10 protein-coding genes and 1 pseudogene are annotated in these 11,392 nt (G+C 40.9%); 2 read left to right on the top strand and 9 right to left on the bottom strand.

The annotated features are described in order from the left end of the window. Positions 1-316: 316 nt before the first annotated feature. From Hs30E_RS11630 to ulaG, 9 genes and pseudogenes are all read right to left on the bottom strand, one after another. Positions 317-985: pseudogene (locus Hs30E_RS11630) on the bottom strand (DnaA ATPase domain-containing protein); the annotation flags it as partial. Positions 986-1,577: 592 nt separating this feature from the next. Next, positions 1,578-3,527 (bottom strand): transketolase, encoded by a 1,950-nt coding sequence (tkt, locus tag Hs30E_RS05085; RefSeq protein WP_172208507.1) that lies wholly within the window; start codon positions 3,525-3,527, stop codon positions 1,578-1,580. A gap of 93 nt (positions 3,528-3,620) precedes the next feature. Beyond that, a complete protein-coding gene (gene araD / locus Hs30E_RS05080; RefSeq protein WP_172208536.1) occupies positions 3,621-4,343 on the bottom strand; it encodes an L-ribulose-5-phosphate 4-epimerase AraD in 723 nt (240 codons plus the stop codon). Between the two features lies 1 nt (position 4,344). Continuing rightward, positions 4,345-5,193 carry an L-ribulose-5-phosphate 3-epimerase gene (locus Hs30E_RS05075; protein WP_172208505.1) on the bottom strand — a complete coding sequence of 283 codons (849 nt, stop codon included), beginning with the start codon at positions 5,191-5,193 and terminating at the stop codon, positions 4,345-4,347. Position 5,194: 1 nt separating this feature from the next. Continuing rightward, the gene (locus Hs30E_RS05070) at positions 5,195-5,836 is read right to left on the bottom strand and encodes a 3-keto-L-gulonate-6-phosphate decarboxylase UlaD (protein ID WP_172208504.1); all 642 of its coding nucleotides are present in this window, start codon (positions 5,834-5,836) and stop codon (positions 5,195-5,197) included. A 67-nt stretch (positions 5,837-5,903) separates the two neighbouring features. Continuing rightward, positions 5,904-6,209: a PTS sugar transporter subunit IIB gene (locus Hs30E_RS05065; RefSeq protein ID WP_172208503.1), complete on the bottom strand. Its 306-nt coding sequence runs from the start codon at positions 6,207-6,209 to the stop codon at positions 5,904-5,906. A gap of 58 nt (positions 6,210-6,267) precedes the next feature. Beyond that, positions 6,268-7,731, bottom strand: a complete 1,464-nt coding sequence (gene ulaA / locus Hs30E_RS05060) for a PTS ascorbate transporter subunit IIC (RefSeq protein WP_172208502.1) — start codon at positions 7,729-7,731, stop codon at positions 6,268-6,270. Positions 7,732-8,070: 339 nt separating this feature from the next. Continuing rightward, complete coding sequence (locus Hs30E_RS05055; protein WP_172208535.1) at positions 8,071-8,526, bottom strand: PTS sugar transporter subunit IIA; 456 nt, start codon at positions 8,524-8,526, stop codon at positions 8,071-8,073. A gap of 36 nt (positions 8,527-8,562) precedes the next feature. Then, positions 8,563-9,630: an L-ascorbate 6-phosphate lactonase gene (ulaG, locus tag Hs30E_RS05050; protein ID WP_172208501.1), complete on the bottom strand. Its 1,068-nt coding sequence runs from the start codon at positions 9,628-9,630 to the stop codon at positions 8,563-8,565. Between the two features lie 244 nt (positions 9,631-9,874). Between ulaG and Hs30E_RS05045 the strand changes: the two genes are divergently transcribed. Then, entirely contained in the window at positions 9,875-10,648 is a 774-nt protein-coding gene (locus tag Hs30E_RS05045; RefSeq protein WP_172208500.1) for a DeoR/GlpR family DNA-binding transcription regulator, read from the top strand. 98 nt (positions 10,649-10,746) lie between these two features. Beyond that, positions 10,747-11,148, top strand: coding sequence for a DUF4430 domain-containing protein (locus tag Hs30E_RS05040; protein ID WP_172208499.1), 402 nt, complete (start codon positions 10,747-10,749; stop codon positions 11,146-11,148). Positions 11,149-11,392 lie beyond the last annotated feature (244 nt).

The raw sequence follows: 11,392 nt of genomic DNA, 5'->3' as shown, positions 1-11,392 counted from the left end.
CTTCTGCTTCCTCGGACGCACCAGAAAAATTCTCCAAGGCAGCGACAGTTCCAATCCTGACGTTTCCTAGCAGACTACCAAGCACTTTTTGAGCAATGGTACTATCAACCTCATCAACAGCATGACACTCAGCATAAAATTTTAAATCTGCAAGTATATCTTCCAATTCGCCAATGTTTGACTCAACTTGCTCAGCCAAACTCTCCAGCGTTTCTTGCGAAACATTGAGTGCAATTTGTTCTGCCTTAAAACGCAGAATTTCAAGCCTATCTGAAACAGTTGGCGCAGCAATATCTGTCACATCAGTCATCATTTCCCAATTAAAACGAGATTTGGCTTGTTCTTCAAATCCTTCAATTTCTCTTGGCAAACGGTCACTTGCAATGACAATTTGTGCGCCTTTATTATACAAAGCATTGAAAATTTGAAAGAATACATCAATAACATCTGCTCTATTTGCCATAAAATGAATATCATCAAGCAATAGCGCATCCAACATCTTATAGTCATTAGAAAATTCTTCTAAACTATTTTGCCGCGTATTTTCAATACAGTCTCTGATAAAATCTTCAGACGACACATACTTCACATGTGCATCTGGTTTTTTTAGCAAAATATGATGACCAATCGCATGTAATAAATGCGTTTTGCCCATTCCCACCTTGCTGTAAATAAGCAGCGGATTATAGACACCTCTCAGATCATTGGCAGTTGCGGCGGCGGCATCAAAAGTCTTGCGATTGCCATCATATCGCACGAAGTTACCAAACTTACACTTATCATCTAGGTCATTTTTAAAATCTGAGCTTATCTCTTCTAAGGCTCTTTGACTTCTAGCCAACAGTTCAGCCCTATTGTCCTTTTTATAGCTCACCAAATAACCCTCACTACCAATATATAGTGTATAGGTCAACTCCTTTTTATAAATCTCAAAAGCAACAAGCCTTACAAACTTAGCCTGTTTCTCCCAAAATTCTCGATACATACTGCTTTCAAGCTGAATTTTAACCGTTTCAGGCGTAATTTCTATCAATTCTGCAGTACCGACAAAAAATTCGTAGGGGCCAGCTCCAAAACTATTTCTTACCAATTCTTGAAAACGCACCCAAAACGCTTCCTCTTTCTGACTAAAAGTCATAACTTCTCCTTCAAAAAATACGCTCAAAAACGCCAGTTTATCGCAATTATTCCTTAAAAACAACAGAATAAAGCCGATTACTAAAATTATCTACTACGCACCTATTCATTATTTTCTTTAAAAATTTACGATTCCACGCTAAATTCTAAGAAACTCATTAAAAAAAAACAAAATACAACGTTATCTTATATGTGTCGAGCTGTTTGATTCCAGTTTATCAAAAAATGCTATCGCACCCCTCAACAGTTTATAAAATTACAATTTCAGCAAGTCATTATTTCTACAAATTCTGATGTTTTGATTTGAATATGTCAGCGCCAATTTTCTTAATTATACTATTACTATACAAAAAAAAACACTAAATGTCAAATAAAAGTTTAAACATTTAATAAATTGATTATCAAATAACGAGCAGCCACCCGCTCGTTTGTTTTCAAACTTAATCTGTCAATGCTTTAAAAGTTTCAACGATATTTTCAACAGTAAAACCAAACGCCTCAAATACTTGCTCAGCTGGTGCAGAAGCGCCGAAATTATCAGCAGCAATCACAGCGCCAGTCGCCCCGATATAGCGCTCCCAACCAAAGCTACTGCCTGCCTCAATCGCTAGACGTTTGGTCATCGTTTTGGGCAACACAGACTCCCGATAAGCTAAGTCTTGTTCGTCAAAGAGCGCCATGCTCGGCATAGAGACGACCGTCACGCTAAAACCTTGCGCCGTCAAAATCGCTTGCGCTGATATGGCAAGCTTAACCTCAGAACCTGTGGCAATGAGGATGCCATCCAAGTCCTCTCGGCTTGCTTTTGACAAGATATAAGCACCCTTTCTCAGATTTTCAGGCGCAAGTTCTTGGGTATTTTCAAGCACAGGCAAATTTTGCCGTGTCAAAATGAGCGCTGTCGGACGATTAGTCGCAGAAATAGCGACTTGCCAAGCAGCAACTACCTCATTCCCATCAGCTGGTCGAATCGTCACAAGATTTGGCATAGCACGCAAACTCGCCAACTGCTCAATCGGCTCATGTGTTGGTCCATCCTCGCCGACCGCAATCGAATCATGCGTAAACACGTAAATCACAGGCAAATTTTGAATCGCAGCCATACGAATCGCAGGAAGTAGATAATTTGAAAAGACAAAGAATGTCCCACCATAAATTTTCGTGCCGCCATGCAAAGCAATACCATTCATTATCGCACCCATGGCAAATTCACGCACACCAAACCAAATATTTCGCCCTGTATAATTTCCTGCTTGAAAAGCCTTCTCAGCTGTGACCATGGTATTATTTGATGCTGAGAGATCAGCTGAACCTCCCCAAAAATAGGGGAGTCTGGTTGATAATTTTTGAATCATCTCTTGAGATGACACACGACTGGCTACCGCACTGCCAATCTCATAAACAGGCAAATCCGCCGACCAATTTTCAGGTAATTCTCCCGCAAAACTTGCAGTCAACTCCTGCGCCAAATCTGGATATTGCATAGCATAAGCCGTAAACAATTTTTGCCAAGCAATTTCTTTTTGGCTGCCTTTATAATTTATCTCAGCTTTAAAACGTCTTGCCACTTCCTCAGGAACAGTAAAATCAGGATAATGCCAAGCAAGATTTTCCTTGGCAATTTTAACACCCTCTGTCCCCAATGGCGCACCGTGAACCGCTGATGTGCCTTGTCCAACAGCACCAAAACCGATAATTGTCTTGACTTCAATCAAAGTTGGTCGAGTTAGCTCAGCTTTTGCCGTTTCAATCGCTGTTGCAATTGCTGTTAAATCATTCCCATTTTCAACAAGGAGGTGTTGCCAACCATAAGCCTCAAAACGTGCGCCAACATTTTCTGTGAAAGCCATAGAAGTCGCACCGTCCAAAGAGATGTCGTTCGAGTCATAAAGTACTATCAGCTTGCCAAGTTTGAGATGCCCCGCAAGCGATGCTGCCTCAGCCGACACACCTTCCATGAGATCACCGTCGCCACAAAGTGCGTAAGTATAGTGATCCAAAATTGGAAAATCAGGACGATTAAACTTAGCTGCTAAATGCGCCTCAGTCATTGCCATGCCAACAGCATTGGCAATACCTTGCCCCAATGGACCAGTTGTTGCCTCAACACCATCCGTATGATTGACCTCGGGATGACCAGGGGTCAACGACTGCCATTGACGGAAGTGTTTTAAGTCGTCTATTGACAGTTGATAACTCGCCAAATGGAGTAGACTATACAAAAGTGCTGAACCATGCCCAGCAGACAAGACAAAACGATCACGATCAAGCCAATTTCTTGATGTTGCGGGATTGATTTTCAAAAATTTCGTCCAAAGCACGTAAGCCATGGGCGCAGCTCCCATTGGCAAGCCAGGATGCCCCGAATTTGCCGCTTGAATCATATCCATTGACAGCGTGCGAATCGTATTCACAGCAAGTTCATCTATTTTATCAAATTAAAATAGTGTAACAAAGTTGAGCCTTGTCACACTATTTCAAATTTAACCTTGCCCATAATAAGCATTGGCACCATGCTTTCTAAAGTAATGCTTATCCAACATATAGTTTGGCAGCAAATCGTGCTTAACGTTAAGCACCTCGGTAAAGAGCGCCATATGTGCCACTTCGTCCAAAACGACAGCATTTTCAACAGCTTTATTGACTGTTTGACCCCATGTAAATGGTCCGTGACCGATGGTCAGCACACCCGGTATCGCAAGCGGATCAATGTTGTCATTTTCAAAACGCTCGACAATCACCTTGCCCGTATCGCGCTCGTAAGCCGTCTCAACTTCCTCTTGTGTCAACTGCCGTGTGCAAGGAATCGCACCGTAAAACGTGTCTGCGTGCGTCGTACCATAGGGTGGCACATCACGCCCTGACTGCGCCCACATAACCGCATATTTGGAATGCGTATGCACCACCGCATTGATACCTGCAAAATGCTTGTAAAGATAGACATGCGTTGGCAAATCAGACGACGGCTTGAGCGCATTTTCTTCTAGCAGATGACCCTCAAGGTCAGTCACAACCATCTGCTCAGCCGTCATCGTTGCATACGGCACACCGCTCGGCTTGATGACAATAATGCCAAGCTCACGATTAACTTCACTAACATTGCCCCAAGTCAGCACGACCAGATTGGCCTTTTCAAGCGCCAAATTCGCCTGCCAAACCCGATATTTCATATCATTTAAAATTTTTTGGTCAATGGTTTCATTCATTTTAAGCATAACCAGCCTCCTTTAAAAACGGGAGGACGATAGCCTTAGCTTTTTCGATTTCAGCAGTTGGCGTATCGCTCGTTTCACTCCACATTTCGATAACAAAAGATCCTGAATAATGTAAACGTTTCAATGTTTTCAAACAACCAACAAAATCAACGCAGCCAGCACCAAAGTCAACATTTTTAAACTTGCCTTCAAAATCAGCCGTTACTGCTAGCGTATCTTTCAGATGAATTTGGCTAATTGCTGAAATACCATTTTCTAACTCATAACCAACTGCATTTTCAGGCCAAGCAGATAAATTGCCTAAATCAGGATAAACTTGCAAATAAGGCGACGGAATCTGCGCCTTGATGGCTAAGAATTTACTGATAGAATTGATAAACGGATCGTCCATGATTTCAATTGATAAAACAACTGATTTATTAGCAGCAATTGCCACACATTTCCGCAGATTTTCGATGAAAGCATGCCGTGTCGCAACTGTTTTCGGATCATAATAGACATCGTAACCTGCCAATTGAATTGAGCGAATCCCCAAATCACTTGCCAAATCAACAGCTTTTGTCAGCAGTTCAAGTGCCATTTCTTGCTTAGACAAATCAGCCGAACCAAGCGGATAACGACGGTGCGCCGACAAACACATAGACAAAATCGGCATATCCAAATCAAAAATCGCATCACGCACAAGTTTTCGCTCGGCTTTCGTCCAATCTAAACGCGCTATCCGCTCATCTGTCTCATCAACCGACATTTCAACAAAATCAAAGCCTAATTCTTTGGCAAGGGTCAAGCGCTCAGCCCACGAAATATCCTTTGGCAAGGCTTTTTCATAGATTCCAAGCATACTATTCCCCCCAAATACGTTTGATTTCAGCTAGAAAATCAGTCGCAGCTTGTGCAGGATTTTCAGCTGCCGTAATGCCACGACCAGTGATAAAGGTGTAAACGGGCATCCCCTTGAAAAGTTTCAAGGTCTCAACATCCAAACCACCCGTCACTGACACGCGAAAGCCCATATCAATCAATTTTTGAACCTTGGTCAAATCTTTTTCGCCCCAAGTTTCGCCCGCAAAAAGTGCATCACGACTTTGATGATAAATGACTTGCGAAATGCCCGCATCTAGCCAGAGCTGTGCTTGTTCATAAGTCCAATCACCGTAAAGCTCAACTTGTACTTCCTCGATTTTCTCAGCCGCAGCCTTCATCGTTGGAATCGTTGCACAACAAATCACAGTTGTCCAATCAGCACCAGCTTTTTGCACATTTTCAGCAACAGTCCCACCAGCATCTGCGCATTTTGTATCTGCAACAATTTTCTTATCAGGGTACATAGCACGAATACATTTTACCGCCTGATCCCCTGCTTGAAGTATCAAAATCGTTCCAACTTCAATAATATCCACAATATCGCCAACATTTGTCACATCCTTAATCGCACTTGGCAAATCAGAATGATCCAAGGCGACCTGCAAATTTGGTCTTGTCATCATTTCCTCCTCATTTATTATTGTTCAAGCAAACTTTCTGAGAAAATTTGCGTCTTCTTTGCCTGACTTAAACACTTGCACGCGCAACCAAGTCAGTTTCTGTTTCAATTCGTTCTTGAATCTCTTTAGGACTCATCACATTTTTCACACCGACAATCGTCACACCTTTGGCTTTGGCACCGTCAAACATGTTCATGAAATTCAGCGGACAAAAGACCACATCATATTGAGCAGCAGTTGATTTCCCTTCAGAAATCGCACAGTGATGAATATTGGTAATCGGTACACCTGCTGCTTTCATCGCTTTTTCAACACTACGTTTCATCATCAAACTTGTGCCAGAACCATTGGCACACGATACTAATACTCTCATTATTATTTCCTCCATTTAAGATATTAAGTTATATTTTTATCAGATTTATGACTGTAACTTAAGCCTTGCGTTCCGCATAAGCATCATAATCTTCAACGACTAAGAAGTAACCTTCGGGATCTCTGCGATATTGTAGTTGCGGAATAACAACTAAAATCAAAACAACGATAACAATGCCGACATAGCCCAAAAGTTTCATGATAACTGTAAAGCCTGGCCAAACTGTCGCCCAGTCAAACATGCCAAGATAGCCACCGTATTTTGACAAGCCAACCCATGAAGCAATCAGCGCAGAACCGCCAACTTGGATAATGCCTGAAAGAAATGGCAAGATACACGCTGCCTTTATTCCGCCACGATTATTGGCATAAACAGCAAAGGCTGCATTGTCAAAGAACAATGGAATGAAACCAGCGATAATCACAACTGGTGATTTGAACAAAATCAAGAGACCAATCGTCAAAAATTGCCCCAAAGCACCAAAGAGAAAGCCGAGTGTCACGGCATTTGGCGAACCAAAAGCGAAAGTCGCAGCGACATCAATACCAGGAACAGCACCTGGCAGCAAAGTATTTGAAATACCCGTGAAACTTTCCGTCAATTCAGCAACGAACGTCCGAACACCAAGCTGTAAAATCGCCAGATAGACAGCAAATTGAAGCGAGGTCGTCAAGATATAAAAGAAAAAGTTTTGTGTCGGTAAAATAACCTCATTCGTAACAAAGTAAGTTTTGCCAAGCACGCTCATAATAATCCCAAAGAAGAAGAGCATGAGAATGGCAGTGGCAACCATATTTTCATTGAAAATAGACAGAAAACCTGGCAATTCAATATCTTCGATTTTCTTAGATTTTTTAGACTTAAATTTCCCAGCAATAGCAGATACGATAGCAATCCCAAAGACTTGCTGGTGGGCAACAGCAAAACCTGCCCCCTCAGTCAATTCTTGCGTGTAACCAACCGTCAGATTTGAGCCAACTGCCCAATAAAGCCCAAGAATCAAGCCCATAACAGCGAGAATTTGAATACGTCCTAAGTCAGGAAAACAAAACAAAATCAGCCAGAAAGCGGTTGCAGCTTGTTGCACCTGAACATTACCTGTCGTGAAAACAGCTCGCATTTTTGTATATTTTTGGAAACGAACCAAAAGGATGTTGGCAATAAAAGCAATCAGCAACAAAACCATCACATCACCGAAAGTTCGACCAAAAGTCTCCATAATCCCCGTATCAATAGCATTTTGACCAAAATACGGGTCAATCACAGTCGCATCAAGATTAAAACGATCTTTCAAGCCTGTCAGAATCGGACGGAAATTATTAACCAAACCACCAGAACCAACCGACAGGATAAAATAACCAACAGTTGCTTTCAGAAACCCCGAAAGACATTCATACCAAGGTTTACGCAAAAGCAAATAACCAATCAAGACGATAACGCCAATGAAATAAGCAGGTTGTGTCAGAATATTCTTAGCAAAGAAATCCCACACGACCATAATCGCATCAAATACATTTTCCATACTACTTTTCTCCTCTATCTTGAACTTCAAGCTAATTTTCTAAGAAAATAGACGTTTTGTCCGCACAAACGATGTTCGCTTACAGCAAAACTCTAATTTTCTACGAAAGTTTGCGCTTTGGGCGCACCGCTTTCAGTATCATGGTTTATTAAGACGTTAAGGCAACATAAATCATAAAGCTTTAGGGAAAGTCTTAAGCAAGCAGTGTTCGTTGCGAGCTTTCGTCTAATTCCTAAATTTAAGAAGCCAAAACTCAGTTATCGGAAAATTAGTCATCAACATCTGACCAATTTTATGGGTGTCTCTGACCTTTCTAAAAGATACCCGACACCAGCGGTCTTATTTGACCTTTTCAACCAAAGCCTCAAAATCAGCAAGTGATTCAATCATTTCAAGTGATTCAATCACGCCATCCGTCATCAACAAATCTGACAATGCTGCGATATTTGCCATATGTTCATCCGGATTTTTCGCCGCCAAAGTAAAGAATAACTTAGCTTGTTTTTCCTCATTGCCCGCTTCAAAGTAAATCTTGTCATGAAACTTCGTAAAAGCAATCGCCGTCCCAAAGACACCCGCACTCTTAGCCGTCGAATGTGGCATCGCAACACCTGGTACAATCACGATATAAGGCCCATATTGACGTACCGCCTCAACAACCTCGTCAACGTAAACACCATCAATCAGCTCTTTTTCAATCAAATTTTCGCAAGAAATCCGAATCGCCTCTTCCCAATTAGCAGGCTGCTTATCGGAAATCCGAACCAAATCTTTGTCACGAAAATAAGTCAACATTTCTGTTCCTTGCATAAGGTTACCTCTCTTAAACGATTATAAGAATGATGGGAATGGTGTGTCATTGTCAACCGCAAAGACATCATCAAAGCCACGGTCAAAGTTAAATTCCAGACGATCCTTATCATCTGGGAAAGTGAATTTCCCACCAACTTGCCAGATAAATGGTTTAAACTGATAATTCAGACGATCTTTCTTGAATTTCCAAATCTCTGTAATCTCTTTTGGATCAGCCATGAAATTCGCCCAAATATCGTAGTGAACTGGAATTACAACTTTCGCATTCAACGATTCCGCCATTCTGAGCATATCAACTGAGGTAACTTTATCGGTAATACCACGCGGGTTTTCGCCATATGCCCCTAAACAAACGTCTATTTTATGCTCATTTCCATGTTTTGCGAACAGATTAGAATAATGTGAATCGCCAGCATGATAAATATTGCCGCCAGTCGTTTGGAAAAGATAATTAACCGCCAATTCATTCATATCCTGTGGCATTTTACCTTTTAAGCTCACTTCAGGATTAGACTCCGTTACCAAAACAGTCCTATCAAACGCTTCCAGCGCCAAAAGTTTGACATCGCCGATTTCAACTTCATCATTAGGATGAACAACGACTGTTTTATCAGCAGGAACGCCCCATTTAAGCCAAGTATTGACCACTTCTTGTGGCCCAATAAATTTGGCATTCGGACAATTTTGATTGACAGCAGCAGCCGTATTGATGTCCAAATGGTCAGAATGAATGTGCGTAACAACCAAAGCATCAATATTTTTTACCTCAAACGGATCAATCACAAAAGGTTGTGTCCGCAAATTCGGTTGCTGTTTGAGCGCACCACTCATGCGCATCATTTGGTGACCTTTGACCATTTTACCTGTGCCATGCGTACGTTTACCAGTCCCACACCACAAGTCACAGAGAATGTTTGTGCCACCCTCAGACTTCAGCCAAATTCCCGTACAGCCAAGCCACCAGATTGACACTGTGCCAGATTTGACCACTGTTTCGTCGATTTCTTCGTTGAGATAAGTGCCCCATTCTGGGAATGTTGACAGCACCCATGACTCTTTTGTGACATCATTAATTGTGTTTGCCATTGTAAATGCTCCTTTAATTAGTTATTTTAATGGTTATTTAACCATCATTTCCTTTACAATTCTATCTTAACAAAAAAGAAAACGATTTCATAGTCGTTTATACGCTCATTTGTTGTTTTTACGCTCATTTTAATTTGTTTTTACATTTTATGCTTTAAAAACGCTTACAAAAAGAGTATACTAAGTTTATACAAAAAAACATCTAAAAATAGATAACAGGCAATAGTAGCAAAAGGGAGAAAAAATGAAAAATTCAATAGAGAATATCCAAGCCAGACACAAGGTATTACTTGACATAATGAAAGATGGCGAGAATCATACCGTCACTGAACTCAGCACACTTTTAAAAACATCTGAGACGACCATTCGTAGGGATTTGACAAATCTTGCTCAAATGGGGAAAGTCGTTCGCAGTCATGGCAAAGCACGGATTGCAACGACTGGCTTAGAAATTGATAAGTGCGATAATGAGGAAATCGAAGCAATCAAAGAAGCCCTTGCCAAAACAGCTGCCTCATTCGTCAAAAACAGCAACACCGTTTTCATCAATTCTTCATCGGCAGCGCTTGATTCAGTCAAATACCTCATCAACAAACAAGTCACGATTATTACTAATAACGTCAAGGTTGCAGCACTCGATCATAACTCAGAATCTTCTGTTTTTTTGTCAGGTGGCGAAGTCCGTTTCCCCAAAGAAGCGCTGATTGGTCAAGCTGCTCAAGCTTTTTTCGAGACAATTCAAGCCGACATCGCTATTATCGGTTGCTACGGCATTTCAGCGGAGCGCGGTCTTACAACGCCCGTTATTCATGAAGCTAAAATTAACGAAGTCATCGTCAAGCAAACTGATGGGCTGGTTATTTGTATCGCTGATTATCGAAAAATTGGCGAATCTGCCAATTTCAAGAGCTGTGATTTAGCACATGTTGACTACCTCATCACCGACACTTTTGCCAATCAAGATAGCTTGAAAAAGATTGAAGATTGCGGTGTAACCGTGATTCAAATACAGATTTAAACGCCCTTTCGTTATAGTTTTTATCTATACCACTTCGATAAATTCTACTATTTTACCAAGCGACTCAAACATAGTACAATGATAAAAAAGGAGATAAAATGACCAAAACACTAACAGTCAAGAAAACGATAACGATTTTAGCCACAACAAGTTTCGCTTTTAGTTTGTCAGCTTGTGGTAATAAAGCGCAAACACCTCAAAAAAACAACCTTGCTAAAACGACAGCAACGATTACCTTAGACTTTGAAAACGACCAAAAAATTGATGAAACAAAGACAATCACAATCGCCAAAAACCAATCGCTCCTTGAAGCGTTGAAAGAAAATTTCAAAATCGAAGAAACCGACGGTTTCATTACTGCAATTGATGACCACGCACAAGATACAGCCGCCAATAAATACTGGCTTTTCAACATCAACGGCAAAATGGCAGACAAAGGGGCTGCCGATATTCAGCTGAAAAAAGGCGATGAAGTAGCGTTTTATTTGGGCAGTTTCTAATCAGAAAAAGCATGAAAATGATTACTTTCATGCTTTTTTTGTATTCTCTAATTAAAAAAACTGGGCTCTATAATAAATCGTGTGGGAAAAATTCCCAGACGATTTTTTTGCAAAAATAAATCCTTCCTTCTATAATGTGAGTTACTAAGCAACACAAAAGAAAGGAAAGACATGTTTAATTATATCCTAAGTAAGTATCATTTACAAGAAAAAGACTGGTTATATTCAGATACTTCCCCTATTC

The organism is Pseudolactococcus hodotermopsidis, assembly GCF_011170085.1.
GTDB classification, from domain to species: domain Bacteria; phylum Bacillota; class Bacilli; order Lactobacillales; family Streptococcaceae; genus Pseudolactococcus; species Pseudolactococcus hodotermopsidis.
The sequence above is the reverse complement of the archived record's forward strand: the minus strand, read 5'-3'. Positions and strand labels throughout refer to the sequence as shown.

Bases quoted from the DNA above. Each gene is read 5' to 3' on its own strand.
- tkt (WP_172208507.1), bottom strand. From the start codon at position 3,527: ATGGATATGATTCAAGCGGCAAATTCGGGGCATCCTGGCTTGCCAATG.
- araD (WP_172208536.1), bottom strand. From the start codon at position 4,343: ATGAATGAAACCATTGACCAAAAAATTTTAAATGATATGAAATATCGG.
- Hs30E_RS05075 (WP_172208505.1), bottom strand. From the start codon at position 5,193: ATGCTTGGAATCTATGAAAAAGCCTTGCCAAAGGATATTTCGTGGGCT.
- Hs30E_RS05070 (WP_172208504.1), bottom strand. From the start codon at position 5,836: ATGACAAGACCAAATTTGCAGGTCGCCTTGGATCATTCTGATTTGCCA.
- Hs30E_RS05065 (WP_172208503.1), bottom strand. From the start codon at position 6,209: ATGAGAGTATTAGTATCGTGTGCCAATGGTTCTGGCACAAGTTTGATG.
- ulaA (WP_172208502.1), bottom strand. From the start codon at position 7,731: ATGGAAAATGTATTTGATGCGATTATGGTCGTGTGGGATTTCTTTGCT.
- Hs30E_RS05055 (WP_172208535.1), bottom strand. From the start codon at position 8,526: ATGTTGACTTATTTTCGTGACAAAGATTTGGTTCGGATTTCCGATAAG.
- ulaG (WP_172208501.1), bottom strand. From the start codon at position 9,630: ATGGCAAACACAATTAATGATGTCACAAAAGAGTCATGGGTGCTGTCA.
- Hs30E_RS05045 (WP_172208500.1), top strand. From the start codon at position 9,875: ATGAAAAATTCAATAGAGAATATCCAAGCCAGACACAAGGTATTACTT.
- Hs30E_RS05040 (WP_172208499.1), top strand. From the start codon at position 10,747: ATGACCAAAACACTAACAGTCAAGAAAACGATAACGATTTTAGCCACA.